Genomic DNA, 25,758 nt, shown 5'->3' on the forward strand with positions numbered 1-25,758 from the left:
AACTGGCGTCCCCTAGGGGACTCGAACCCCTGTTACCGCCGTGAAAGGGCGGTGTCCTAGGCCACTAGACGAAGGGGACGAACCTTCTTACCTTCAAGACCCGGTTGCTGGACCCGATCTTGCTTGTCAGCCTTGGCTGCCAAGCGGAATTTGGTGGAGCTAAGCGGGATCGAACCGCTGACCTCCTGCATGCCATGCAGGCGCTCTCCCAGCTGAGCTATAGCCCCACAATGTCGCTCTGAACTGAATCACCGGCTGGGTGCCTGGCGTTTCATTTTCGTTCATCGCTGTGGACGGGGCGCATATTAAGATCGGATTGCAGAGCTGTCAAACAAATTTTCGAAAAAATTCAAAAGTTTTTTCACAGATAACAATCACTTACCGCCCTGCCCCGCATTCATTGCAATGTTTCCTCAGAATTTGTACCTGTGGGAGCGGGCAAGCCCGCTCCCACAGGTTCGGGTCAAAACTGCCTCAGGCGATGTTCGCCAGCAGCTTTTCCCATTCCTTGTTTTCTTTCTTCGACACGCCACCCAGCAGGTCAAGGGCCTGACGCAGACGGTAACGGGTCAGGTCCGGGCCGAGGATTTCCATGGCATCGAGCACCGACACCGAGCTGGCCTGCCCAGTAATGGCGGCGAACATCAGCGGCATGGCATCACGCAGTTTCAGTTCCAGCGACTCGACCACGGCCTGGATGCAAGCGGTGATGCGGTCCTTTTCCCACTGACGCAGACTTTCCAGCTTCCACAGGATCAACTGCATCACCTGGCGCACCTGGTCGGCGGACAGCTTCTTGCTCTCGAACAGCTTGGCGTCGAGCTTCAGCGCGCCTTCGAAGAAGAACCCGCCCAGCGGGGCGATCTGGCTGAAGGTTTCAACCCGGCCCTGCACGTGCGGGGCGATCTTCATCATGTAGTCGCTGTTGAAGGCCCACTTCTGCACCCGTGCAGCGAACTCTTCCACCGGCAGCTCACGCAGCCACTGGCCGTTCAGCCAGGACAGCTTCTCGATGTCGAAGATCGGGCCACCCAGGGAAATACGCGACAGGTCGAAATGCTCGACCATTTCGGCGAGGGAGAACTTCTCGCGCTCATCCGGCATCGACCAGCCCATGCGGCCAAGGTAGTTGAGCATCGCTTCGGGCATGAAGCCCATGCGCTCGTAGAAGGTCACCGACGTCGGGTTCTTACGCTTGGACAGCTTGCTCTTGTCCGGATTGCGCAGCAGCGGCATGTAGCACAGCTTGGGTTGTTCCCAACCGAAGTACTCGTACAGCTTGATCAACTTCGGCGCCGAGGGCAGCCATTCTTCGCCACGCAGCACGTGGGTGATGCCCATCAGGTGGTCGTCGACCACGTTGGCCAGGAAGTACGTCGGCAGGCCGTCGTTCTTCATCAGCACCTGCATGTCCATGCGGTCCCACGGGATTTCGACGTCGCCGCGGAGCATGTCAGGCACCACGCAGATGCCTTCGCTTGGCACCTTCATGCGGATTACGTGGGGTTCGCCAGCGGCCAGGCGACGCTGCACTTCCTCGTCGCTCAGCAGCAGGGCGCGGCCGTCGTAGCGCGGGGTTTCACCACGGGCCATCTGCTCGGCACGCATCTGCTCCAGCTCGTCGGCGGTGCAGAAGCAGTAGAAGGCGTGGCCGGCATCGACCAGTTGCTTGGCGTACTTGGCGTAGATCTCGCCACGCTCGCTCTGCCGGTACGGGCCGTGCGGGCCGCCGACATCCGGGCCTTCGTTCCATTCGATGCCGAGCCAACGCAAGGCGTCGAAGATCTGCTGCTCCGACTCGCGGGTGGAGCGCAACTGGTCGGTGTCTTCGATACGCAGGATGAACTCACCGCCGTGCTGCTTGGCAAAGCAGTAGTTGAACAGGGCGATGTAGGCAGTGCCGACATGGGGGTCGCCAGTGGGCGATGGCGCGATACGCGTGCGAACGGTGGTCATGGAGAGTCTCGAACGAAAGATGAAACAAAGGCGGGATGTTAGCAGGGAGCAGGCACCGGGCTCCAGCAATGGCGCTAACGTCACTTGTGGACATGCCGTTTGTCGCTGTTAAATTTGTTTACATTTCTGGAACGATAGTCCTCATGCCTGCTCAACTCAAACGCCGTCTACTGGTCTTTTTCAGCCTGGTAGCGATCATCGCCCTCGCCTTCCTCGCTCACTGGTACTTCAAGGGCCGCTTCTTCGAAAGCACCGACAATGCCTATGTCCAGGGCGAAATCACGCGCATTTCCAGCCAGCTCGGCGCTCGCATCGACGAGGTAAGGGTCGACGACAACCAGCATGTGAACAAGGGCGACCTGCTGGTGCGCCTGGAAGCCGCCGATTTCCAGCTGGCCGTGGATCGTGCCAGCGCCGCCCTGGCGACACGCGAGGCGGAGTATGCCCAGGCACAAAGTCGCCTGACCCAACAAGGCAGCCTGATCGCCGCCGGCCAGGCCCAGGTATCCGCCAACCAGGCTACCTTCGACCGCTCGCGCCTGGACCTGAGCCGCGCCGAAAAACTGCGCAAGCCTGGTTTCGTCTCGGAAGCGCAGGTCACCACCTTGTCGGCAGACGCCCACGTGGCCGGCTCCCAAGTCGATAAAGCCCGCGCCGATCTGCAAGGCCAGCGCCAGCAGGTCAGCGCACTGAACGCCGACCTCAAGCGCCTCGATGCGCAGATCGCCAATGCCCGCGCCGACCTGGCCCAGGCCGAACTGAACCTGACCCGCTGCGAGATCCGCGCACCGATCAGCGGCACCATCGGCCAGCGCAACGCCCGTAACGGCCAGGTGGTGCAGGCCGGCGCCTATTTGCTGTCGATCGTGCCGGATGAAGCCATCTGGGTGCAGGCCAACTTCAAGGAAACCCAGATCGGTCACATGCAACCTGGCCAACGCGCCGAACTGCTATTCGACAGCTACCCCGATACGCCGATCGAAGGCCGCGTCAACAGCCTGTTCGCCGCCTCCGGCGCGCAGTTCAGCCTGCTGCCGCCGGACAATGCCACCGGTAACTTCACCAAGGTGGTGCAGCGCATTCCGGTGAAACTGACCTTCGCCGCCGACAACCCGCTGCATGGGCGCATCCGCCCCGGCATGTCGGTAACCGCCACCGTCGACCTGCGCACCACGGACGAAGGTCACGATGGCCGGTGACACGCTGCTTCGACCGACGGCCGAACCGAGCCGGCGCGACTGGATTGCCGTGATGAGCGTGATGCTCGGCGCCTTCATGGCGGTGCTGGACATCCAGATCACCAACTCCTCGCTCAAGGACATCCAGGGCGCGCTCTCCGCCACCCTGGAGGAAGGCTCGTGGATCTCCACCTCCTATCTGGTCGCGGAAATCATCATGATTCCGCTGACCGCCTGGCTGGTGCAACTGCTGTCGGCGCGCCGCCTGGCAGTGTGGGTTTCGGGCGGATTCCTGTTCGCCTCCCTGCTCTGCTCGATGGCCTGGAACCTGGAGAGCATGATCGTATTCCGTGCCCTGCAGGGGTTCACCGGCGGCGCGCTGATTCCGCTGGCCTTCACCCTGACTTTGATCAAGCTGCCTGAGCACCACCGCGCCAAGGGCATGGCCATGTTCGCCATGACCGCGACTTTCGCCCCGTCGATCGGCCCGACCCTGGGCGGCTGGCTGACCGAAAACTGGGGCTGGGAATACATCTTCTACATCAACATCCCGCCAGGCCTGGTGATGATCGCCGGCCTGATGTACGGGCTGGAAAAAAAGGAAGCGCATTGGGAACTGCTGAAAAGCACCGACTATGCCGGTATCGTCACCTTGGGCCTGGGCCTGGGCTGCCTGCAGGTGTTTCTAGAGGAAGGCCACCGCAAGGACTGGCTGGAGTCAAGCCTGATCGTCGGCCTGGGCACCGTTGCCCTGATCAGCCTGATCACGTTCGTCATTCTGCAGTTTTCCAAACCGCACCCCCTGATCAACCTGCGCATTCTCGGCAACCGCAACTTCGGCCTGTCGAGCATCGCCAGCCTGGGCATGGGCGTGGGGCTGTATGGGTCGATCTACCTGCTGCCGTTGTACCTGGCGCAGATCCAGGGTTACAACGCCTTGCAGATTGGCGAGGTGATCATGTGGATGGGCGTGCCGCAGCTCTTTCTGATTCCGCTGGTGCCGCAACTGATGAAGGTGATCTCGCCCAAGGTACTGTGCGCCGTCGGATTCTGCCTGTTCGGGGTCGCCAGCTTCGGCTCCGGTGTGCTCAACCCAGACTTTGCCGGGCCGCAGTTCAATCACATCCAGATCGTGCGCGCCCTCGGCCAGCCGATGATCATGGTGACCATCTCGCTGATCGCCACGGCGTACATCCAGCCTCAGGATGCTGGCTCGGCGTCGAGCCTGTTCAACATCCTGCGCAACCTCGGGGGCGCCATCGGCATTGCCTTGCTGGCGACGCTGCTGGATGCGCGAACCAAGGTGTATTTCGACTACCTGCGTGAAGCGGTGGTGCCGAGCAACCCGCAGGTCGCCGAACGGCTGGCGCAGTTGACGGAGCGGCTGGGCAATGACAATGCGGCGCTGGGCAAGTTGAGCGAGATTACCCACCAGCAGGCACTGATCATGGCGTACAACGACGCCTTCCACTTTGTAGGGATCGGCTTGGCGGTGAGCATGCTGGCGGTGTTGTTGACGCGCAAGTTGCCGCAGGGGTTGAAGGCGGGAGAAGTTCACTAGCCTGTGCTGGCCTCATCGCCGGCAAGCCGGCTCGCCGGGGTCCTGTGGGAGCCGGCTTGCCGGCGATGAGGCCAGCACAGACAACAGATGATCAACTGGTAATCAACCGCTCCCGAAGCTGCGTAATCTCGTCACGCAACTGCGCCGCCGCCTCGAATTCCAGATCACGGGCAAACTGCATCATCTTCTCTTCGAGCTGCTTGATGCGCTTGGTGATCTCACCTGGCGTGCGCAATTCGGCCTCGTAACGGGCAGCCTCCTCCGCCGCCTTGGCCATGCCCTTGCGCTTCTTGCTGCGCGCGCCGGGCACGGTGGCGCCTTCCATGATGTCGGTGATGTCCTTGACCACGCCTTTGGGCACGATGCCATGAGCCTCGTTGAAGGCAACCTGCTTCTCCCGACGCCGCTCTGTCTCGTCGATGGCTCGCTGCATCGACCCGGTAATGTTGTCGGCGTACAGGATGGCCCGGCCATTGAGGTTACGCGCGGCACGGCCGATGGTCTGGATCAGCGAACGCTCGGAGCGCAAGAAGCCTTCCTTGTCGGCATCGAGGATCGCCACCAGCGACACCTCGGGCATGTCCAGGCCCTCGCGCAGCAGGTTGATGCCCACCAGCACGTCGAAAGTACCCAGGCGCAGATCGCGGATGATCTCCACCCGCTCCACCGTGTCGATGTCCGAGTGCAGGTAGCGCACCCGCACATCGTGGTCGGCCAGGTAGTCGCTGAGGTCCTCGGCCATGCGCTTGGTCAGTGTGGTGGCCAGCACTCGCTCGCCCTGCTCGACGCGCTTGCGAATTTCCGACAGCAGGTCGTCGACCTGGGTCAGGGCCGGGCGCACCTCGACCTGCGGGTCGACCAGACCTGTGGGGCGCACCACCTGCTCGACCACCCGGCCGGCGTGCTCTGCCTCATAGGGCCCCGGGGTGGCGGAGACGAAGATGGTCTGCGGGCTCACCGACTCCCATTCGTCGAAGCGCATGGGGCGGTTGTCCAGCGCCGAGGGCAAGCGAAAACCGTACTCCACCAGGGTTTCCTTGCGTGATCGGTCACCCTTGTACATCGCACCGACCTGCGGAACGCTGACGTGGGATTCGTCGATCACCAGCAGCGCATCTGCCGGCAGGTAATCGTACAGCGTCGGTGGCGGCGCCCCGGCCGGGCGGCCGGACAGGTAGCGCGAGTAGTTCTCGATGCCGTTGCAGTAACCCAGCTCGAGGATCATCTCCAGGTCGAAGCGGGTACGCTGCTCCAGGCGCTGGGCTTCCACCAGCTTGTTGGCCTTGTTCAGGTATTCCAGGCGGTCCTTGAGCTCTTCCTTGATGCCCTCCACCGCTTCCAGCAGGGTTTCGCGCGGGGTGACGTAGTGGCTCTTGGGGTAGAAGGTGAAGCGCGGCAGCTTGCGAAACACCTCGCCGGTCAGCGGGTCGAAAGCGGCGATGTTCTCCACCTCATCGTCGAACAACTCGATACGGATGGCTTCCAGGTCCGATTCTGCCGGAAAGATGTCGATGACGTCGCCGCGCACACGGAAGGTGGCGCGGGCAAAATCCATTTCGTTGCGGGTGTACTGCAGGTCGGCCAGGCGGCGCAGCAGTGCGCGCTGGTCGAGCTTGTCGCCGCGGTCGACGTGCAGGACCATCTTCAGGTAGGTTTCGGGGCTGCCCAGGCCATAGATGCACGACACCGTGGTGACGATGATCGCGTCGCGCCGTTCCAGCAGCGCCTTGGTCGCCGACAGGCGCATCTGTTCGATGTGGTCGTTGATCGATGCGTCCTTCTCGATGAAGGTGTCCGACGACGGCACGTAGGCTTCGGGCTGATAGTAGTCGTAGTAGGAAACGAAGTACTCCACCGCGTTGTTCGGGAAGAATGCCTTGAATTCGCCGTACAACTGCGCCGCCAGTGTCTTGTTCGGCGCCAGGACCAGGGTCGGTCGCTGCACCTGCTGGATGACGTTGGCGATGCTGAAGGTCTTGCCCGAACCGGTCACCCCGAGCAGGGTCTGATGCGACAGGCCGGCGTCGATGCCTTCGACCATCTGGCGAATGGCCTCGGGCTGATCGCCTGCCGGCTGAAAACGGGTGACGAGCTGGAACTCGGACATGACGGACCTCGCAGCGCTGCAGCAACTGTAAATTTAGCCAGTAGTCTATACCCAAATGCGCCCGCTCGGGGCCGGATTCAAGGCCAAGCCGTTAGCGCTTATTGCAGTGGACCCGGCAATTCGACCAATGGTCGAAAAAAATTTGCGCAAATCGGCTGAAAAGCCCCGACACAGTGTCGCCGTGACCGATCGGTATCACTATACTGACTCCCCGTTTGTGCACCGCTTCAGTGCATTCGGCTGGAGCGTGTACGTCCTATCACTCTCCAATCAGAGCCAAGGTAACAATGAGCCTGTTTTCCGCTGTAGAGCTGGCACCCCGCGACCCTATCCTGGGCCTCAACGAAGCATTCAACGCCGACCCGCGTACCGACAAGGTCAATCTGGGCGTGGGCGTCTACTGCAATGAGGAAGGCCGCATTCCGCTGCTGCGCGCCGTGATCGAAGCCGAAACCCAGCGTGCCGCCCAGCATGCTTCGCGCGGCTACCTGCCGATCGACGGCATCGCCACCTACGACCAGGCTGTACAGAAACTGATCTTCGGCGCCGAATCGCCGCTGCTGGCCGCTGGCCGCGTGGTCACCGTGCAGGCCGTTGGCGGCACCGGCGCACTGAAGATCGGCGCCGATTTCCTCAAGCGCCTGTCGCCCAACGCCGTGGTCGCCATCAGCGACCCAAGCTGGGAAAACCACCGCGCTCTGTTCGAAACCGCCGGTTTCCCGGTGCAGAACTACCGCTATTACGATGCGCCGAGCAACGACGTCAACCGTGCCGGCATGCTCGAAGACCTGAACAACCTGCCATCCGGCTCGATCGTCGTGCTGCACGCCTGCTGCCACAACCCCACCGGCGTCGACCTGGGCCTGGACGACTGGAAAAACGTCCTGGAAGTGGTCAAGGCCAAGGGCCACGTGCCGTTCCTCGACATGGCCTACCAGGGCTTTGGTGACGGCATCGCCGAAGACGCCTTCGCCGTGCGCCTGTTCGCCGAATCCGGCCTGGAATTTTTCGTGTCCAGCTCGTTCTCCAAGTCGTTCTCGCTGTACGGCGAGCGTGTTGGCGCGCTGTCGATCGTCACCGCCAACAAAGACGAGAGCACCCGTGTGCTGTCCCAGGTCAAGCGCGTGATCCGCACCACCTACTCCAACCCGCCGACCCACGGCGCAACCATCGTCGCCACCGTGCTCAACAGCGACGAGCTGCGCAACATGTGGGAAGCGGAGCTGGCCGAGATGCGCCAGCGCATCCACGGCATGCGCAAGCAGATGGTCGAGCTGCTGGCCGAGTACGGCGCCAAGCGTGACTTCAGCTTCGTCGGCCGCCAGGCCGGCATGTTCTCCTACTCGGGCCTGACCGTGGAGCAAGTGGCACGCCTGAAGAACGAGTTCGGCATCTATGCGCTGGACACCGGCCGCATTGCCGTTGCCGCGCTGAATCAGAGCAACATCCACGTGGTCACCAAGGCCATCGTCGAAGTGCTGTAACTGCTTGATTCGCTTCTGATTTGCCGAGGAGAGGCTTGACTTCCCCTCGGCAATCATTAAGATACGCGCAGATTCCGCGATAGCTCAGTCGGTAGAGCAAATGACTGTTAATCATTGGGTCCCTGGTTCGAGTCCAGGTCGCGGAGCCAGATACTGAAAAAGCCCCCAGATGCGCAAGCACTGGGGGCTTTTTCGTTATGGCTGGTTATTTTTCAAGCGCTTCGGTCACCGGCTTGCCCTCGTCCACCAGGCTCCAGACCAGCAGCTTGGCCGGCTGGGTATCACTGGCATTGCGCGACACGCCGTGCACCGTGCCGGGCGCTTCATACCAGTACTCGCCGGCCTTGTAGGTCCGTTCCGGTTCATTGTTGAGCTTCGACACCACTGCCCCTTCCAGTACGTAGGCCATTACCGCTCCTGGATGCTGGTGGGCAGGCGATGCCTCGCCCGGCGCATAGCTGACGGTCAGCATGACGGCGTTCTTGCCCGGCGCATTCGACGGCTGCTTCTGCTGCAGGACCTTGACCTGGTCGGATACGTCACCATGCGCCCAGGCAGCGGGTTGGCCGGTAAGCAGACCGACAGCGACAAGCACGGCAAGGGAAAGGCTGGAAGTTTTCATGGGGCGTCTCCTGTTTGGCGAATGCCTGCAGGTTAGGCCCCGAAGCGTTGGCGGCAAACGGCCAATTCGATGAAAAAACAGGAGGCCGATCAGCAGGTACGCCCGATCGGGTAGAACTCGCCATGGCTCCAGACCCCAAGCCACTCCTCGCCCTCGATGACCCGCGGCACCGCCAGCTCGACCAATTGGTAGAACACGTTTCGGTGTATCAAGGCCTCGAGATTGGTGCGCATCAGCACATAGGGCGCGGGCTCCTGGGTTACCGGATCGATCTCCACCCGCAGCGGATTGTCCGGGCCGGCTTCGACCTCATCCTCGACATTGCTGGTAAAGCGCAGCACCTGCTGCTCGCCGCTGCCCATAACGTCCAGCGCCACGGCAACGAACGGCGCATCGTCGACGCGAATGCCGACCTTCTCCACCGGTGTGATCAGGAAGTAAGCGTCGCCATCACGGCGGATGATGGTGGAGAACAGGCGCACCATCGGCTTGCGCCCGATCGGCGTGCCCAGGTAGTACCAGGTGCCATCGCGGGCGATGCGCATGTCGATGTCGCCGCAAAAATCCGGGTTCCACAGATGCACCGGCGGCAGCCCCTTGTGCTTGGGTATCTGTGCCAACAGGTCATTGGCCTTGCCGGAATCCGTCATCGCGCTTGCCTCACTCACTCATGCCCAGAAGGCTACGAGCGTACTCGCGCATCGGTGCGGCTAGCAAATCCTGAGGCGAGTTGTCGTGGAACGTCAACAAACCGCCACGGCTCTTGATCCGCGCGGTGTCGATCAGGTAACGGGTATTGGTTTCGATCAGCATCATCTGCACCACACCGGTGTCCCAACCCAGACGGTCGACTGCCTGCTCGTCATACCACTCATCGCCATTGCCGATGCGGTCATCGGTGCGCGCGAAACGGGTATACAGCACATAGTCGGCCCCGACCGACCGGGCCTGGGCAATCGCTTCTTCCAAGCCCAGCGGGCCCTGGGCGCGACGTACCAGCGGGAAATACTCGACGAAGCTCTTGAACGCCTCCTCGGCTACCACGTTCTGCTGCGGCAGCGGGCCTTTGCCCGGCGGCATGAACGCGCCCTGGCCGATGAAGATGAACGAGTCTGGCTGCAGGCGGATCGACAGACTGCGGCGGGTATCGCTGTGGTCCAGCAGGCCGGCATCGCTCATGTGGTAACGGACGCCCTCGCCCATATCACTGACATTCATGCAGCCACCCAGCGCCAACAGCGCCAGCGGCAAGACCAGGCTACGCATCTTTCCTCCAATGGCCGGCGACGAAAAACCGGCGAATAGCCGGCGGATGCAGCTTTTGCGCCAAATCAGCCGCCAATCACCTTCATCACCATCACATCGCCGGAAAATGCCAGCTCCTGCTTGTCGGCCAAGGCTTTCACCAGCAAGCGCTGCAACACCGGCAAGGCTTCGTGGCGAGGCTTTTCCAGCAGGTCGCCGACATAGTGGCGATTACTCGACGACAGGCAGCCATGCAGCCAACCCGTGGACGACAGCCGCAAGCGCGAACAGGTGCGGCAGAACGGCACGCTCTCGTTGGCGATCACTCCGAAATGCCCCTTGCCGGAAATCTGGTAGCGCAGCGCGGTGGCATCCAAGGGCGCGGGTGCTTGCTGGTAATCGTGCGCCTGGCCGATCAGCGCCAGCAAATGGTCCAGCCCCACGAACTGCTGGAGAAAAGCGTTGTGGTCACGGGCCAAGTGCCCCATGCGCATCAGCTCGATGAAGCGCAGCTCATAACCGCGCTCAAGGCAGTAATCGAGCATGGGCAGCACCTGGTCCAGGTTCTGGCCACGCATGGGCACCATGTTCACCTTGATCTGCATGCCCATGCCCTGCGCCTGCTGCATGCCAGCCAGCACGCTGGCTAGGTCCCCGCCGCGGGCAATTCGGCGGAAGGCCTGCGGGTCGAGGGTATCGAGGGAGACGTTCAAGCGGCGAATGCCGGCGGCGTGCAGCTGCGGCAACTTGCGCGAAAGCAACTGGCCGTTGGTAGTGAGGGTGATGTCTTCAAGCTCGAGCCTGGCAACTGCGGCGAGGAAAGCATCCAGCCTTGGGCTGACCAGAGGCTCCCCGCCAGTGATGCGCAGGCGCTCGATGCCAGCGGTTTCGATCAGATAGGCCACACCGCGCGCCAACACCTCGGCCGGCAGCTCATCCTGAGCGGCCACCAGGCGCTTGCCGTCAGGCACGCAATAACTGCAGGCATAGTTGCAAGCAGCTGTCAGGCTGACGCGCAGGTTGCGAAAACGCCTGCCTTGACGATCGACGATCATGAGTGACTCCGGCATGGATGAATCGGGGGCCGGCAAAACCTGACTCAAAATTCAGGTTTTTGCAAGCCCCTGCTCGATGCCGCGCTCAACGCGTCGCTACGAAACCCTTCAGTTGGCCGGTTCCGGGTCGCGCTTGCGCTTGTTGCCCATGCGCACACCGATGTCCATGAGGAACTGGAAGAACCCTTCCTGATCTTCCAGTACATTGCTCCAGAACGGCGAGTGGTACAGCGCCACGGCGCCATGCACCAGTGCCCAGGCGGCACAGTAGTGGAAGTACGGCGGCACGTCTTCGAGCTTGCCTTCGCTGATGCGGCCCTTGATGAGCTGGGTCAGGCGATCGAAGTTGGAGGCGCGGATGCTGTGCAGCTCCTCGACCATCTCCGGCACCTGGTTGCCCTTGACTACCTTCTCTTCGAGGCGGTCGAACAGCCGATAGCGTTGCGGATCGCGCATGCGGAACTCGAAGTAGGCGCGCGAAAGCGCCTCCTTGTCGCGGTCGACATCGGCCGAATGCAACAAGGCGTTCAGATCGCGCTCGTAGTCGAGCATCAGGCGCAGGTAGATCTCGGCCTTGGACTTGAAGTGCTTGTAGATCGTGCCTTTGCCGATACCCACTGCGTCAGCGATCATCTCGACGGTGACGCTGTCTTCACCCTGTTCGAGAAACAGCTTGAGTGCAGTGTCGAGGATTTCCTGTTCGCGACGGCGAAACTCACGGACCTTACGAGGTTCTTTCTGCATAGGAAGGACTGGATGACAATCGAAGCGGTTTATTATGCCTAACTTGCGGCAAATTGCACGGATCTTCCAACCATGTCTATGTTTCACGATGAGTTCGAGCAGGCCCAGGGGTTGCGTTACCTGAACCATGCAGCCATCTCGCCATGGCCACGACGGGCCAGTGAAGCGGTGGCACGTTTCGCTCGGGCCAACGTCAGCCTGGGTGCCAGCGAGTATCCGGCCTGGCTGGCCACCGAGCGGCGCCTGCGCGAGCGCCTGGCACGGCTGATCAACGCCCCCTCGCACGGTGACATTGCACTGGTCAAGAACACCTCGGAGGCCCTTTCTCTGGTCGCGTTCGGCCTTGAGTGGCAGGCGGGCGACCAGGTCGTGATCAGCGACGAGGAATTTCCCTCCAATCGGGTGGTGTGGGAGGCCCTGGCCGATCGCGGAGTAGAAGTGGTGCAGGTAAACCTCGCCGGTGCCGACCCCGAGGCTTCGCTGCTGGCAGCCTGCAATTCGCGCACGCGCTTGCTGGCAGTCAGCGCCGTGCAGTTCGGCAGCGGCCTGCGCCTGGACCTGACGCGGTTAGGCCAAGGCTGCCAGGCGCGCAATGTGTTGTTCTGTGTCGATGCCATCCAGCACATCGGCGCCCTCCCCTTCGACGTTCAGCAGTTCGAATGCGATTTCGCCATGGCCGACGGCCACAAATGGATGCTCGGCCCCGAGGGGCTTGGCCTGTTCTATTGCCGTGCAGCGTTACGTCCGCGCCTGAGGCTCAACGCCTACGGCTGGCACATGCTCGAACACCTGGGGGATTTCGAACGCCGCCAGTGGCAGCCGGCGCGCAGCGCACGACGTTTCGAGTGCGGCAGCCCGAACATGCTCGGCGCCTGCGCACTGGAGGCGAGCCTGTCATTGCTGGAGGAAGTCGGCATGGAGGAAGTGGCACGGCAGTTGGAACAACGGGTCGAACAGTTGCATCACGGCCTTGCCAGCATTCCCGGGGTGCGCCTGCACAGCCCGACAGCCCCGCAGAGGCGCGCCGGTATTGTCAGTTTCAGCATCCAAGGGCAGCTGAACGCGGATGTCTATCGAGCGCTCACTGCCGAAAGCACGATCTGTGCACTACGGGGCCCCGGTATACGCTTTTCGCCGCATTTCTATACCAAAGAACAGCTGATCGACGAAGCTATTCAGCAAGTGAGGCGACTGGCCATACGATGAGGGAGGAACGGAAGGCGGGCGTATTCCAAATCTGTTTAAAAAACGAACAACAGACACTGGCACTGCGCCAAACCTGACCAATACTTGAAGTGTTGGCGCGGCGCATCCCCCCCAAGTGGCGCGCCAATAAAGGTGCTCAGGGACCGCGTACCTTTGTTTTACTCCTAATGGTCTTAACCCGGATTCCCCCCCCAGAACCCGGGTTTTTTTTGTCCGTCTGACGTGGGCTCTTTGTTGCCTGGACGATCGAGCGCCGCCTGCGCTGCGCTCGATATCCGCAACAATACCCAACCAGAGCCCTACACTCAGGCGACCCGCGCCAGTGGGAACAATCGCTTGAAGTTGGCCGTGGTCTGCTCAGCCAACTGCTCGTAACTGACGCCACGCAAGGAAGCCACGTACTCGGCCACCTCGCGCACGTACTGCGGCAGGTTCGGCTTGCCGCGGTGCGGGATAGGCGCCAGGTACGGCGAATCGGTTTCCACCAGCAAGCGATCGACCGGCACCTGCCGAGCCACTTCGCGCAAGGCCTCGGCATTGCGGAAGGTGACGATTCCAGACAACGAGATGTAGTAGCCCAGATCCAGAGCAGCCCTGGCCATGTCCCAGTCCTCGGTGAAGCAGTGCAGGACACCGGCCTGAGGCAGGTTCGCCTCGCACAGCAGCGCCAATGTATCGGCCCTGGCGGCACGGGTATGCACGATCACCGGCTTGCCGGTCTGGCGCGATGCCTCAAGGTGCAGGCGGAATGATGCCTGCTGCAGTTCGGCGGCTTCCGGCTCGTAGTGGTAGTCCAGCCCGGTTTCGCCGATCGCGACCACATGCGGGTGCGCCAACTCGCGCAACAGCCATTCAAGCGCCGGCGTTTCTCCCGGAGCCAGGTCCAGCGGATGCACCCCTACCGAGCAATCCACATCGGCGTACTGCTCGCTCAGGGCCTTGACCGCCCCGGCGTTCTCGGCGCTTACGCCAATGCACAGAAAGTGCCCGACACCTCGCTCACGGGCAGCCTGCAGGGCAGCATCAAGGGAGCCCTGGTGGGCGCTCAGGTCAAGACGGTCGAGGTGACAATGGGAATCTACGAGCATGGGATACGACACACATGAGGAAATGGATAATCAGCGCCCGCCTGGCAGCTGCAGCCAATGGGCCAGCAATGCTTCCAGCAGCAGCACGCGATTGAGGTTGGCCTTGCCCAGCACTTTCTGGCGCTGCTCGAGGATCCATGCCTGAACCTCGAGTACCTTCGCCTGGCGGCTCTTCTGCGCCAGGTATTGGACGACCTTGCGCATGTCGGCCAGGCCAAGCCCTTCTTCGTCCTGGCTCAACTGGTAACGCAGGATCAGGTGCGACCATTCGAAGAACCAGTCGAACAGCAACAACAATGGCACACCGCTCCACGCTTCGGCCAACTGACTGGGCGATTGCTGCTGCTTGAGCAGCTTCTTCACCCCTTCGCTGACCAATGCACGCTGCTCGCGCACGCCTTGGGCCTGCAGGTTCAGGGCCATCAACGGTGAGCCGGCCGCCAGGGTCAGCAGCTCGTCGCGCTCGGCCTGGTCACTTTCAGGTAGCGCCGCCGCCAGCCACGCCTGGTTCTGTGCCAGGCTGGGCTGCGGACAGGCCACTTGTTGGCAGCGGCTCTTGATGGTCGGCAGCAGGCGGCTGGGCTGATGGCTGACAAGCAGCAGCACGGTATCGCCAGAGGGCTCCTCCAGGCTCTTGAGCAAGGCGTTGGAGGCGTTGACGTTCATCGCCTCCACCGGCTCGATCAGCACCACCTTGCGCCCGCCCAACTGCGCGGTCTGGACCACGAACGACACCAGCTCACGCACTTGGTCGACCTTGATCGGCTTGTCGGCCTCTTCCGGCTCCAGCACGAAGTTGTCCGGGTGGCTGCCCGCCTTCAGCAAATGGCAGGCCTTGCATTGCCCGCAAGCATCCAGGCCCTGTGGTTGCTGGCACAACAGGCGGGCCATCAGGCGCTCGGCCAAAGCTCGCTTGCCGATCCCCTGAGGCCCATGCAGCAGGTAGGCGTGGGCATGCTGGGCACGCCCGGCCAACTGCTGCCACAGCGCCTGCTGCCAGGGGTAGGCTTCAGCCACGGCAACGCTCCACGATGGCCGGCAGCAGTACATCGATGCTGCGCTGCACGGCGTCTAGCGGCTGCGCAGCATCCAGCAGGGTGTATCGCTGTGGCGTGCGCTGGGCACGCTGCAAGTAAGCCTGGCGCACGGCCTCGAAGAAGGCTTGGCCTTCCTGCTCGAAACGATCCAGGCGACCGCGTGCGGCGGCGCGGGCCAGGCCGACTTCCACCGGCAGGTCGAAGACCAGCGTCAGGTCCGGGCGCAGATCGCCCTGGACGAATTGCTCCAGCGTGGCAATGCGCTCGACCGACAAGCCGCGGCCACCACCCTGATAGGCGTAGGTGGCATCCGTGAAGCGGTCGCACAAAACCACCGAGCCATTGGCCAGTGCCGGGCGGATAACCTGCGCCAGGTGCTGGGCACGCGCGGCGAACACCAGCAGCAGCTCGGTGTCGGCATTCATCGCTTCATCGCTGGGTGCCAGCAGCAGCTCACGGACCTTCTCGGCCAGCGGGGTACCACCGGGTTCGCGGGTCAACACCACGTCCAGGCCCTGCTCGCGCAAGCGCGCGGCGAGGTAGTCGCGATTGGTGCTCTTGCCCGCGCCTTCGGGGCCCTCAAGGGTAATAAACAAGCCGCTCACAGGCAGTCCTTAATGTTGGTCGTCAGGCGCCGGCGTTTCGACCGGCGCAGGTTCACTGGCTGGGGCCGACTCCTGAGGCGGTGGTTCATCCGCTTCAGGCTGATCAACGGGCGGCTCCTGCGGCTGATCCGCAGACGGCGCTTCTGGCGCCGTTTGCGGCCCAGGGCTGGAGCGGTAATCCGCTCGCCGCTTGAGCTGGAACTCGCGCACCGCCGAGTTGTGATCGTCCAGGTCGTCGGAGAACACATGGCTGCCGTCGCCCCGAGCCACGAAGTACAGGCTGGTGCCATCGGACGGATTGAGCGCGGCGTGGATCGCCTCGCGCCCGACCATGGCGATCGGTGTCGGTGGCAAACCTGTCATGGTGTAGGTGTTGTACGGGGTTGGCTCCCGCAGGTCGGCGCGGGTAATGCGGCCATTGTAGCGCTCGCCCATGCCGTAGATGACCGTCGGGTCGGTCTGCAACATCATCCCCAGGCGCAGCCGGCGCACGAACACGCCCGCGATCTGCCCACGCTCCTGAGGAATGCCGGTTTCCTTTTCCACCAGCGAGGCCATGATCAACGCCTGGTAAGGGTCACGATAAGGCAAGTCGGTGGTGCGTTCGGCCCACTCCTTGGCCAGCACGTCATCCAGGCGCATGTAGGCCTGCTGCAGCAGTTCCACGTCACTCATGCCGCGCACGAAGCGGTAGGTATCCGGGAAGAAGCGCCCCTCGGGGAATACTCCGGTGTGGCCAAGCTTGTCCATTACCTCGGTGTCGGAGAGGCCGTCGAGGGTGTGCTTGAGCTTCTCGTGCTTGGCGATGGCCGAACGCACCTGACGGAAGGTCCAGCCTTCGACCAGGGTCAGATTGTACTGCACCACGTCAGCACGGCGCCAGGCGTCGAACAGGTCTTCGACCGTCATGCCCGGGGTGAGGCGGTACTCGCCAGTCTTCAGCGGTACATCGGCCATGTTGAAGCGCCAGTAAAGGCGCAGCCAGACGGCATCATCGAGCAACCCCTCGCGCTGCATGCGATAGAACATACGATTGGGGTTGGTGCCATTGGGCACGTCGAGCAGGCGTTCCTGCGTCACGTGCAAGGGCTGCTCAAGCACCGAGTTGAGCTTCCATGCCGACCAGCCCAATGCCAGGCCGGCGAGGATCAAACCCATTTCCAGCAGCAGCAGGAATTTGCGTCTCACGAATTCAGGTATCCAGTAACGTACGGGCAACGGCCTGCAGTTTACGGGTGAGTGGGCCCGGCGACCAGTTCAGCGCGGCAATTGCCCGCACCGGCCAGACTCCGTAGACACTGTTGCAGACAAACACTTCATCGGCCTGCTCCAGCTCGTCGAATGCCAGGTCGCGAACCTGCACCGCGATCGACAGTGCCTGCGCCTGCTCCAGCAACGCAGCGCGCATCACCCCGGCCACGCCGCAACGGCTGAGGTCGGCGGTGAGCAGCATACCGTCGCGTACCAGAAACAAATTGCTGTAAACCCCTTCGATCACCCTGCCCTGCCCATCACGCATCAGGCCTTCGGCATGTTCGCTGTCCTGCCATTCGGCTCGGGCCAGCACCTGCTCCAGGCGGTTGAGGTGTTTGAGACCGGCGAGCAGCGGTTGTTCCCCAAGCCGGGTCTGGCAGGGGAACAAGCGCACGCCGAGCTCGGCATGTTCGACAGGATAGCTGGGCAGCGGGCTGCCCTGCAGAATTCGACGCGGTGCAACACCCGCCGCGGGTGCATAGCCACGCTGGCTGTCGCCACGGGTAAGGATGAGCTTGGCTACGCCGTCGCCCAACTGGCAGGCATAACGCCGGATCTCATCGCGCAGCAGCGCAAGGTCAGCGTCGAGCGCCAAACGCTGGCAACCCAGCGCAAGGCGCGCCAAGTGGCCGTCTAGCAAGCTGGGCCGCCCCGCGCGCACGGCGATGGTCTCGAACAAGCCATCGCCGTAGGCCAGGCCGCGGTTCTGCAGGTTGACCGCAGTCGCTGGCTGGCCGTCGATCCAGCTCTGCATCAACCCGCGAACCGGCGGAACACCAGCGAGCCGTTGGTGCCGCCAAAGCCGAACGAGTTGGACAGCACCACATCGATTGGCATGCTGCGCGCCACGTGCGGCACGAAGTCCAGGTCGCAACCGTCGTCCGGCTCGTCCAGGTTGATGGTCGGCGGCGCCATCTGGCTGTTGATCGCCAGCACGCTGAAGATCGCCTCCACCGCACCAGCGGCGCCCAGCAAGTGGCCGGTCATCGACTTGGTCGAACTGACTGCCAGCTTGTAGGCGTGCTCGCCGAAGACGCGCTTGATGGCCGCCACTTCGGCAACGTCGCCGGCGGGCGTCGAAGTACCGTGGGCGTTGATGTAGCTGACCGCCTCCGGGGCGATGCCGGCGTCGCGCAGGGCATTGGCCATGCAACGGGCCGCACCTTCACCGCTGTCGGGTGGCGAGGTCATGTGGTAGGCATCGCCGCTCATGCCGAAACCAACCAGCTCGGCATAGATGGTCGCGCCACGCGCCTGGGCGTGCTCCAGCTCTTCGAGCACCAGGGCACCTGCGCCATCGGACAGCACGAAGCCGTCACGGCCCTTGTCCCACGGGCGGCTGGCCCGGGTCGGCTCGTCGTTGCGGGTCGACAGCGCGCGCGAGGCGCCGAAGCCACCCATGCCCAGGCCACAGGCCGCCATCTCGGCACCACCGGCGATCATCACGTCGGCTTCGCCGTAGGCGATGTTGCGCGCGGCCATGCCGATGCAATGGGTGCCGGTGGTGCACGCCGTGGCAATGGCGTAGTTCGGCCCCTGCAGCCCCAGGTGGATCGACAGGAAGCCGGAAATCATGTTGATGATCGAGCCGGGCACGAAGAATGGCGAAATGCGGCGCGGCCCCTGCTCATGCAGGGTACGGCTGGTTTCTTCGATGTTGGTCAGGCCGCCGATACCCGAACCCATGGCAACGCCAATGCGCTCGCGGTTGGCGTCGGTCACTTCCAGCCCGGCATTACGCACTGCCTGGAAACCGGCCGCCAGGCCGTACTGAATGAACAGGTCAAGCTTGCGAGCTTCCTTGGCCGACAGATACTGCTCGACCTCAAAGCCCTTCACCGAGCCGCCAAAACGGGTGGAGTAGGCAGACAGGTCCGTGTGTTCGATCGGACCAATGCCACTGCGGCCAGCCAGAATGCCCTGCCAGGTGCTCGGTACATCGGTACCCAGTGGCGACAGCATACCCATACCGGTGACCACGACGCGTCTACGCGACACAGTACTCTCCTTTTCTAATAACAGAGTCTCTTGCCATTGCATTCAGGCAATGGAATGAAATGGCAACAGGCTCTCGGTGCGAGCGGATCGACGCCAGCGTTTCGCAAAGAAAAAACCGCACGCCGGCAAAGGCAGTGCGGTTTTTCTCGTCAAGAAGCGACGACTACAGCGTCTTAGGCCTTGTGGTTGTTGACGTAGTCGATGGCAGCTTGAACGGTAGTGATCTTCTCGGCTTCTTCGTCAGGGATTTCGGTCTCGAATTCCTCTTCCAGAGCCATCACCAGCTCAACGGTGTCAAGCGAATCGGCACCCAGGTCATCGACGAAGGACTTCTCATTGGTCACTTCCTCTTCCTTGACGCCCAGTTGCTCGGCGACGATTTTCTTGACGCGTTCTTCGATGGTGCTCATACCTAGTTTTCACTCCTAATGGACATATGTCAGGCAGCTGGCCGGTGACCAAGTTTATAGAAAGACGTTCGCTTTTCAAGCGGAACGCACCTTCGAAATGGTTACCTAACCCTCTGCCTGGAATCTGGTTGCAGCTTTATAACGGATTTTAGGCTCGGAGTATGACTCTTTTTTGAAGCAATCCGTCACATTGAGTTGCAGTTTTACATGTACATCCCGCCGTTAACCGGCACGGTAGCGCCGGTAACGTAGCCTGCGCCGTCGGACGCCAGGAACGAAACTACCTTGGCAATCTCGTCAGCCTGGCCCAGGCGGCCCAGCGGAATCTGGGTCTGCAAGGCTTCGCGCTGCGCTTCTGGCAGTTCGCGGGTCATGTCGGTGTCGATGAAGCCTGGGGTCACCGAATTGACGGTGATGCCGCGCGACCCCACTTCACGCGCCAGGGCGCGACTGAAGCCTTCGAGGCCGGCCTTGGCGGCCGCATAGTTGGCCTGGCCAGCGTTACCCATGGCACCGACGACAGAGCCGATGCTGATGATACGACCCCAACGCGCCTTGGTCATGCCACGCAGCACGCCCTTGGACAAACGGTAGAGGCTGTTCAGGTTGGTGTCGATCACGTCGAACCACTCGTCGTCCTTCATGCGCAGCATGAGGTTGTCGCGGGTGATGCCGGCGTTGTTGACCAGGATGGTCGGTGCGCCGAACTGCGCACCGATGGCGGCCAGCACGGTTTCCACGGACTCGGCGCTGGTCACGTTCAGCTCCATGCCGGTGCCGGTGATGCCGTGCTCCTTCAGGGTAGCGGCGATGCGCTCGGCGCCGGACGCCGAAGTGGCAGTACCGATCACGGTAGCGCCCTGGCGGCCCAGCTCGAGGGCGATGGCCTGGCCGATGCCACGGCTAGCGCCGGTAACCAGTGCAACTTTACCTTGCAGGCTCATGCAAGCTTCTCCAAATTCAGGCCAGCGCCGCACGGGTGGCGGCGAAGGCATCAGGGGTATTGAGGTTGTAGGTGGTGACGCCGTCGGCGCAACGCTTGTTCAGGCCGGCCAGAACCTTGCCCGGGCCGCATTCGACCAGGTTGACGGCACCGTTGGCCGCCAGGGTCTGCACGCACTCGACCCAGCGCACAGGCTGGTAGAGCTGAGCCAGCAGGTCATGCTTGAGCGCATCGAGATCGGCGGCGATAGCGGCAGTGACGTTCTGCACCACCGGAATTTGTGGGGCCTTCCACTCGATGGCGCTGACCGATTCGGCGAAACGCTCAGCAGCAGGCTTCATCAGTGCGCAGTGCGACGGCACGCTGACTGGCAGCGGCAGGGCGCGCTTGGCACCGGCCTCTTTGCACAGCGCCATGGCACGATCCACGGCAGCCGTGTTACCGGCGATCACGACCTGGCCAGGCGAATTGAAGTTCACCGCGCTGACCACTTCATCTTCGGCGGCCTTGGCACAGAGCCCGACCACAACGGCGTCGTCCAGGCCAAGAATCGCGGCCATGGCGCCGTGCCCCGCAGGCACGGCTTCCTGCATCAGTTCACCACGACGCTTGACCAGCTTCACCGCATCTTTGAGCGACAGGCTGCCGGCAGCGACCAGGGCGCTGTATTCCCCCAGGCTGTGACCGGAAACGAAAGCTGGCGTGGCGCCGCCCTCCGCCTGCCACAGGCGCCACAGCGCAATGGAGGCGGTGAGGATGGCCGGCTGGGTTTTGTCAGTTTGGTTGAGTTGTTCTTCCGGGCCGCCCTGGACTAGCTCCCACAGGTCGTAGCCCAGAGCCTCGGAGGCCTCCTTGAAGGTCTCAACGATCACCGGCTCTTCGGCGCCCAGCTCCTTGAGCATGCCCAGCGACTGGGAACCTTGACCGGGAAAGACGAATGCGAGGGATGCAGACATTGAACAAGCCCTTATGATCTTGTCGAATGGGGTGCGCCAAGCTCGAGGCTGGACGCAGAATTTGAAAACTTGGATGGATACGCAGACCAAGCGGTCACATTTAAGCACTTCATCGGCGAAATGCCTAAGGCAACAGGTCTTCTAGACGGCCATGCAGCCGCTGCGGCAGGTTCTCCTGGATTTCGATCAGCGCCCGCTGAATCGCACTCTGGAACCCTTCCACCCCTGCCGAACCGTGACTTTTGATGACGATGCCCTGCAAGCCGAGGAAGCTTGCGCCATTGTGCCGAGCAGGGGCCAGGTCGGCCTGCAGCCGTTTGAGCAGAGGCATGGCCATGGCGCCCGCCACCCGCGACAAGGCGCCACCCTTGAACAGCCGCTCGATGCGCGCGCCGATCATGGTCGCCAGGCCTTCGCTGGATTTGAGCAGGATATTGCCGACAAAACCGTCGCACACCACCACATCCGCCTCGCCGCGGTACAGCCCGTCACCTTCGACGAAACCGACGTAATTGAGGCCGCGGGCGTTCTGCAGCAGCGTGGCTGCCAGCTTGACCTGCTGGTTACCCTTGATGTCCTCGGTACCGATGTTCAGCAAGGCCACACGCGGACGATGAATACCCAGGGCCTGCGCGGCCACCGAGCCCATCACGGCGAACTGGTAGAGGTTTTCAGCGCTGCAGTCGACGTTGGCGCCCAGGTCGAGCAGCTGACAGTAGCCTGCCTGGGTCGGGATCGCCGCCACCATGGCCGGCCGATCGATGCCCGGCAGCGTCTTGAGCACGAAACGCGAAAGCGCCATCAGCGCACCGGTATTGCCAGCACTGACGCAGGCCTGGGCCTTGCCGTCACGCACCAGTTCCAGGGCGATGCGCATCGACGAATCCGGCTTGCCACGCAGTGCCTGGGAGGGCCGCTCGTCCATACCGATCACCTCGCTGGCGGCGACAATGTGCATGCGCGCGCGATCCGCAGCCGCTAGGCCGCTGACAAGATCTTCAAGGAGGGAGGGTTGACCGACGAGGGTCAGGTGGAGCGAGGGTGTAGCCGAAAGGCAGGCAATACTGGCCTGGACAATGCTGCGGGGACCGAAGTCCCCGCCCATTGCGTCGATCGCGATGATCTGAGCGGACAAGGATTACTCGTCAGCGCCCTTGTCGACCACTTTGCGACCACGGTAAACGCCTTCTGGCGAAACGTGGTGACGCAGGTGAACTTCACCGGTGGTTTTCTCTACCGACAGCGCGTTTTCCGACAGGGCGTCGTGCGAACGGCGCATGTCACGGGCAGAGCGGGATTTTTTGTTCTGCTGAACAGCCATAATTGATTAACTCCTAAACGTTTGGGTCACGCTTTAACTGCGCCAAAACACTGAACGGGTTGGACCGCGATACCTCGTCCTTGCTCGATTCGGGCTCGTCTGCGCCCGCCGGCTGCTGGCATTCTTCCGGATGATGAGCAGGCACGATGGGCAAGGCGAGCAGAAGCTCCTCCTCGATCAAGGCCTGCAGATCCAAAGGATCTTCGCCCAGTTCCAGCACGTCATAGCCTTTCGGCAACGACTGGGTATTCGCACCCTCCTTCACCACAGCGTACGTACATTCGCTATGGATCGGTAGGGTGACCAGCTCAAGACAACGCTGGCAAACCATCTTGACTTCGACATCCAGCTCGCTGTGGATAACCACCACGTGCTGTTCATCTCGTTCAAAATCGAACTTCGCCTGCACCGTACCGACATTGTCGGAAAGCGGGTCGCAGAGTCTTTCCAAATCAGCGAGTTGCAGCGAACCGTTAAGGGTTACGCCACGATCGGCTAATTTGCGCGGGTCAACGTGAGGTGGAATCGGGTCATTCAACATAGGCGCAGCATTCTAGGGATGCCCCCCGCACCTGTCAAAGGAAATTCGGCGGCATCTCGCATGTTAGAATCGGGTTCAACTGACCAGGAGTCTATCATGCTGCCTCTGTTGCTGGCTTCCAGCTCTGCCTACCGGCGCGAATTGCTCGCGCGCCTGCGCCTGCCCTTCATCTGGGCAAGCCCCGACCTAGACGAGCGGCGACTGGAAGACGAGCCTGCCACGGGATTGGTACGTCGCCTCGCCAGACAGAAGGCAGAAGCACTCGCCGACCGCCACCCCGGGCATTTGATCATTGGCTCCGACCAGGTCGCCGTGCTGGGCGAGCAGATCCTGGGCAAGCCCCACACCTTCGAGCGCGCCTGCGAACAATTGCTGGAAGCGAGCGGGCAGCAGGTCACCTTCCTCACCGGGCTGGCGCTGCTGAACACCACCACCGGGCAATGCCAGGTCGATTGTGTGCCGTTTACGGTGACGATGCGAGAACTGGACCGGGAGCGCGTTGAGCGCTATGTGACGGCGGAGCAACCGCTGGATTGCGCAGGCAGCTTCAAGGCTGAGGGGCTGGGAGTGAGCCTGTTTCAAAGCACCCACGGGTGCGATGCCACCAGCCTGATCGGCCTGCCTTTGATTCGGTTGGTGGACATGCTGACCAAGGAAGGCGTGGTGATTCCTTAGCACGGCATGGGATCTCCAGCGCCCATCGGATCGAGCGCCGCGCGGGCGGCGCTCGATCTCAAGACCACGACAAAAATCGCGACAAGCACTCAGCGCAGAACAGGCCCCTGAAAGCCCATCCACATGGCCAAGCGCTCTGCCACACTGGCGCCAATGCGCTTGGAGAAGCGATCGAACGGCGACTCCTGAACGGTGAAGTCCACCAAGTCCTTTTCACCCACGATCTCACGTGCCACATAGCTCGCACTGCCCAGTCCATCCACCAAGCCAAGCGCCTTGGCCTGCTCGCCGGACCACACCAGGCCACTGAACAGCTCCGGATGCTCCTTATCCTTCAGACGATCGCCGCGCCCCTGCTTGACCATGGCGATGAACTGCTGGTGCGTGGTGTTCAGCACGCCCTGCCAGAACGCCCGCTCTTCGGGTTTTTCCGGCGAGAACGGGTCGAGGAAGGCCTTGTGCTCGCCAGCGGTGTAGGTACGCCGCTCGACACCCAGTTTCTCCATCGACCCCACGAAGCCGTAACCGGCTGCCGTCACACCAATGGAGCCGACCAGGCTGGCCTTGTCGGCGTAGATCTCGTCCGCCGCACTGGCGATGTAATAGGCGCCAGACGCCCCAAGATCGGCAATTACCGCGTACAGCTTGATATCAGGATACTCCGCGCGCAGCCGACGGATTTCGTCATACACGTAACCCGCCTGCACCGGACTGCCACCCGGGCTGTTGATGCGCATGACCACTGCCTTGGTCTTGGGATCCTTGAACGCATCACGCAGGCTCTTGACGATATTGTCGGCACTTGCGGCCTCCTGATCGGCGATCACTCCGCGCACCTCCACCAGCGCCGTATGGCTACCGCTGCGCGATGCTGCCTTGTCCACATCCATGAACGGCAGGAACAGTGCAAGCAGACCGAACAAGTAGATGAAGGTCAGCAGCTTGAAGAAAATCCCCCAGCGCCGCGCCCGACGCTGCTCCTGGACACCCGCCAGCAGCGTCTTCTCCAACAGCTTCCAGCTTTTGCGCTCTTCGCGCTCTTCGCGCTCATCAGGCTCGGAACCTGGTGCTTTCCACTCGTCAGCCATGCTCACCTACCTTGGAATTTGAATTACCGGGTACCCGCCAGCCACTCGCGCAGCTGGGAGAAATGATCGATACACACCTGCGGGCCGAATTCGGCCAGAGCCCGCAGCGACATCGCACCATAGCCCACGGCCACCGAGTGCATGCCGGCGTTGCTGGCCATCTGCAGATCGAACGCCGAATCTCCGACCATCAACGCTCGACCGGGTTCGACGCCACAGTGGCCGAGAATTTCTTCGAGCATCAAGGGGTGCGGCTTGCCGCGCGTCTCGTCGGCAGCTCGGGTGATATCGAAGAACCGCTCCCAGCCGTTGGCCTTGAGCACCCGATCAAGGCCCCGACGCGCCTTGCCAGTGGCCACCGCCAGACGATAGCCCTCGGCACGGAAGGCATCCAGTGACTCGACCACACCCTCGAACAGCGGCGAAGGCTGCTGATCGAGCGCCATGTAGATATCGGCGTAATGCTGGCGGAAGCTTTCCACCTGCACCGGCTCAAGGTGGGGGTAGAGCGTCGAAATGGCCTCACCCAGGGCCAGGCCGATGATGCCCTTGACCGCCTGCTCGTCGCTTTGCGCCTCACCGGCACGCTCGGCGGCGGCATTCATGGCTTCGACGATTCGGCCGATGGAATCGGCTAACGTCCCATCCCAATCGAAGATCAGCAGCTCATAAGCCTTGCTCATA

The 25,758-nt window shown here is 62.3% G+C and carries 26 protein-coding genes and 3 tRNA genes; 6 read left to right on the top strand and 23 right to left on the bottom strand.

The annotated features are described in order from the left end of the window. Positions 1-3: 3 nt before the first annotated feature. The 3 genes from KU43P_RS19430 to gltX form a co-directional block, all read right to left on the bottom strand. A tRNA-Glu gene (locus tag KU43P_RS19430) sits at positions 4-79 on the bottom strand. 72 nt (positions 80-151) lie between these two features. After that, positions 152-227, bottom strand: a tRNA-Ala gene (locus KU43P_RS19435). A gap of 247 nt (positions 228-474) precedes the next feature. Continuing rightward, positions 475-1,956: a glutamate--tRNA ligase gene (gene gltX / locus KU43P_RS19440; protein ID WP_317659081.1), complete on the bottom strand. Its 1,482-nt coding sequence runs from the start codon at positions 1,954-1,956 to the stop codon at positions 475-477. A gap of 143 nt (positions 1,957-2,099) precedes the next feature. Between gltX and KU43P_RS19445 the strand changes: the two genes are divergently transcribed. Beyond that, positions 2,100-3,155 carry an HlyD family secretion protein gene (locus KU43P_RS19445; protein WP_317659082.1) on the top strand — a complete coding sequence of 352 codons (1,056 nt, stop codon included), beginning with the start codon at positions 2,100-2,102 and terminating at the stop codon, positions 3,153-3,155. Positions 3,156-3,204: 49 nt separating this feature from the next. Next, positions 3,205-4,695, top strand: coding sequence for an MDR family MFS transporter (locus KU43P_RS19450; protein ID WP_317663869.1), 1,491 nt, complete (start codon positions 3,205-3,207; stop codon positions 4,693-4,695). Between the two features lie 91 nt (positions 4,696-4,786). Here the strand turns inward: KU43P_RS19450 and uvrB are convergent, their stop codons facing one another. Beyond that, positions 4,787-6,802: an excinuclease ABC subunit UvrB gene (gene uvrB, locus KU43P_RS19455; protein ID WP_317659083.1), complete on the bottom strand. Its 2,016-nt coding sequence runs from the start codon at positions 6,800-6,802 to the stop codon at positions 4,787-4,789. Positions 6,803-7,089: 287 nt separating this feature from the next. Between uvrB and KU43P_RS19460 the strand changes: the two genes are divergently transcribed. Next, on the top strand, positions 7,090-8,286 hold the full coding sequence (locus KU43P_RS19460; RefSeq protein ID WP_317659084.1) for an amino acid aminotransferase: 1,197 nt from the start codon (positions 7,090-7,092) through the stop codon (positions 8,284-8,286). A 73-nt stretch (positions 8,287-8,359) separates the two neighbouring features. Next, a tRNA-Asn gene (locus tag KU43P_RS19465) sits at positions 8,360-8,435 on the top strand. Between the two features lie 56 nt (positions 8,436-8,491). Here the strand turns inward: KU43P_RS19465 and KU43P_RS19470 are convergent. The 5 genes from KU43P_RS19470 to KU43P_RS19490 all read right to left on the bottom strand — a co-directional run bounded on the left by KU43P_RS19470 (position 8,492) and on the right by KU43P_RS19490 (position 11,952). Continuing rightward, a complete protein-coding gene (locus tag KU43P_RS19470; protein ID WP_317659085.1) occupies positions 8,492-8,908 on the bottom strand; it encodes a cupin domain-containing protein in 417 nt (138 codons plus the stop codon). 89 nt (positions 8,909-8,997) lie between these two features. Continuing rightward, positions 8,998-9,558, bottom strand: a complete 561-nt coding sequence (locus KU43P_RS19475; RefSeq protein ID WP_317659086.1) for a DUF1285 domain-containing protein — start codon at positions 9,556-9,558, stop codon at positions 8,998-9,000. Between the two features lie 10 nt (positions 9,559-9,568). Further along, the gene (locus KU43P_RS19480) at positions 9,569-10,174 is read right to left on the bottom strand and encodes a DUF4823 domain-containing protein (protein WP_317659087.1); all 606 of its coding nucleotides are present in this window, start codon (positions 10,172-10,174) and stop codon (positions 9,569-9,571) included. A 65-nt stretch (positions 10,175-10,239) separates the two neighbouring features. After that, the gene (locus tag KU43P_RS19485; RefSeq protein ID WP_317659088.1) at positions 10,240-11,208 is read right to left on the bottom strand and encodes a GTP 3',8-cyclase MoaA; all 969 of its coding nucleotides are present in this window, start codon (positions 11,206-11,208) and stop codon (positions 10,240-10,242) included. A 108-nt stretch (positions 11,209-11,316) separates the two neighbouring features. Beyond that, the gene (locus KU43P_RS19490) at positions 11,317-11,952 is read right to left on the bottom strand and encodes a TetR/AcrR family transcriptional regulator (RefSeq protein ID WP_046786550.1); all 636 of its coding nucleotides are present in this window, start codon (positions 11,950-11,952) and stop codon (positions 11,317-11,319) included. A 72-nt stretch (positions 11,953-12,024) separates the two neighbouring features. Between KU43P_RS19490 and KU43P_RS19495 the strand changes: the two genes are divergently transcribed. Then, positions 12,025-13,158 (top strand): aminotransferase class V-fold PLP-dependent enzyme, encoded by a 1,134-nt coding sequence (locus tag KU43P_RS19495; protein WP_317659089.1) that lies wholly within the window; start codon positions 12,025-12,027, stop codon positions 13,156-13,158. Positions 13,159-13,463: 305 nt separating this feature from the next. Here the strand turns inward: KU43P_RS19495 and KU43P_RS19500 are convergent, their stop codons facing one another. The 12 genes from KU43P_RS19500 to KU43P_RS19555 all read right to left on the bottom strand — a co-directional run bounded on the left by KU43P_RS19500 (position 13,464) and on the right by KU43P_RS19555 (position 23,311). Next, positions 13,464-14,246: a TatD family hydrolase gene (locus KU43P_RS19500; RefSeq protein ID WP_317659090.1), complete on the bottom strand. Its 783-nt coding sequence runs from the start codon at positions 14,244-14,246 to the stop codon at positions 13,464-13,466. A 30-nt stretch (positions 14,247-14,276) separates the two neighbouring features. Further along, positions 14,277-15,263, bottom strand: a complete 987-nt coding sequence (locus KU43P_RS19505; RefSeq protein ID WP_317659091.1) for a DNA polymerase III subunit delta' — start codon at positions 15,261-15,263, stop codon at positions 14,277-14,279. Then, a complete protein-coding gene (gene tmk, locus KU43P_RS19510) occupies positions 15,256-15,888 on the bottom strand; it encodes a dTMP kinase (protein WP_317659092.1) in 633 nt (210 codons plus the stop codon). Before tmk ends, KU43P_RS19505 begins: the two co-directional genes overlap by 8 nt. A 9-nt stretch (positions 15,889-15,897) precedes the next feature. After that, positions 15,898-17,076, bottom strand: a complete 1,179-nt coding sequence (gene mltG / locus KU43P_RS19515) for an endolytic transglycosylase MltG (RefSeq protein ID WP_317659093.1) — start codon at positions 17,074-17,076, stop codon at positions 15,898-15,900. Between the two features lie 4 nt (positions 17,077-17,080). Continuing rightward, positions 17,081-17,896 (bottom strand): aminodeoxychorismate lyase, encoded by an 816-nt coding sequence (pabC, locus tag KU43P_RS19520; protein WP_317659094.1) that lies wholly within the window; start codon positions 17,894-17,896, stop codon positions 17,081-17,083. Beyond that, entirely contained in the window at positions 17,896-19,140 is a 1,245-nt protein-coding gene (gene fabF, locus KU43P_RS19525) for a beta-ketoacyl-ACP synthase II (protein ID WP_317659095.1), read from the bottom strand. The genes pabC and fabF overlap by 1 nt, the downstream gene beginning before the upstream one ends. 173 nt (positions 19,141-19,313) lie before the next feature. Further along, positions 19,314-19,550 (bottom strand): acyl carrier protein, encoded by a 237-nt coding sequence (gene acpP / locus KU43P_RS19530; protein WP_317659096.1) that lies wholly within the window; start codon positions 19,548-19,550, stop codon positions 19,314-19,316. Between the two features lie 203 nt (positions 19,551-19,753). Beyond that, a complete protein-coding gene (gene fabG, locus KU43P_RS19535; RefSeq protein ID WP_317659097.1) occupies positions 19,754-20,494 on the bottom strand; it encodes a 3-oxoacyl-ACP reductase FabG in 741 nt (246 codons plus the stop codon). Between the two features lie 16 nt (positions 20,495-20,510). After that, positions 20,511-21,449, bottom strand: coding sequence for an ACP S-malonyltransferase (fabD, locus tag KU43P_RS19540; protein ID WP_317659098.1), 939 nt, complete (start codon positions 21,447-21,449; stop codon positions 20,511-20,513). A gap of 124 nt (positions 21,450-21,573) precedes the next feature. Continuing rightward, positions 21,574-22,584, bottom strand: a complete 1,011-nt coding sequence (gene plsX, locus KU43P_RS19545) for a phosphate acyltransferase PlsX (protein ID WP_317659099.1) — start codon at positions 22,582-22,584, stop codon at positions 21,574-21,576. A gap of 3 nt (positions 22,585-22,587) precedes the next feature. After that, positions 22,588-22,770, bottom strand: coding sequence for a 50S ribosomal protein L32 (gene rpmF, locus KU43P_RS19550; RefSeq protein ID WP_003247154.1), 183 nt, complete (start codon positions 22,768-22,770; stop codon positions 22,588-22,590). Between the two features lie 13 nt (positions 22,771-22,783). Continuing rightward, positions 22,784-23,311, bottom strand: a complete 528-nt coding sequence (locus tag KU43P_RS19555; RefSeq protein WP_012313431.1) for a YceD family protein — start codon at positions 23,309-23,311, stop codon at positions 22,784-22,786. 96 nt (positions 23,312-23,407) lie between these two features. Here KU43P_RS19555 and KU43P_RS19560 point away from each other — a divergent pair, with 96 nt between their 5' ends. Further along, positions 23,408-23,986, top strand: coding sequence for a Maf family protein (locus KU43P_RS19560; protein ID WP_317659100.1), 579 nt, complete (start codon positions 23,408-23,410; stop codon positions 23,984-23,986). A gap of 89 nt (positions 23,987-24,075) precedes the next feature. On the opposite strand, the gene KU43P_RS19565 is transcribed toward KU43P_RS19560, so the two are convergent. Together KU43P_RS19565 and KU43P_RS19570 are read right to left on the bottom strand one after the other, a co-directional pair. Further along, on the bottom strand, positions 24,076-25,074 hold the full coding sequence (locus KU43P_RS19565; RefSeq protein ID WP_317659101.1) for a S49 family peptidase: 999 nt from the start codon (positions 25,072-25,074) through the stop codon (positions 24,076-24,078). Positions 25,075-25,097: 23 nt separating this feature from the next. Beyond that, positions 25,098-25,757 carry an HAD family hydrolase gene (locus KU43P_RS19570; RefSeq protein ID WP_317659102.1) on the bottom strand — a complete coding sequence of 220 codons (660 nt, stop codon included), beginning with the start codon at positions 25,755-25,757 and terminating at the stop codon, positions 25,098-25,100. Between the last annotated feature and the right edge of the window lies 1 nt (position 25,758).

Source organism: Pseudomonas sp. KU43P (genome assembly GCF_033095865.1).
GTDB lineage: Bacteria > Pseudomonadota > Gammaproteobacteria > Pseudomonadales > Pseudomonadaceae > Aquipseudomonas.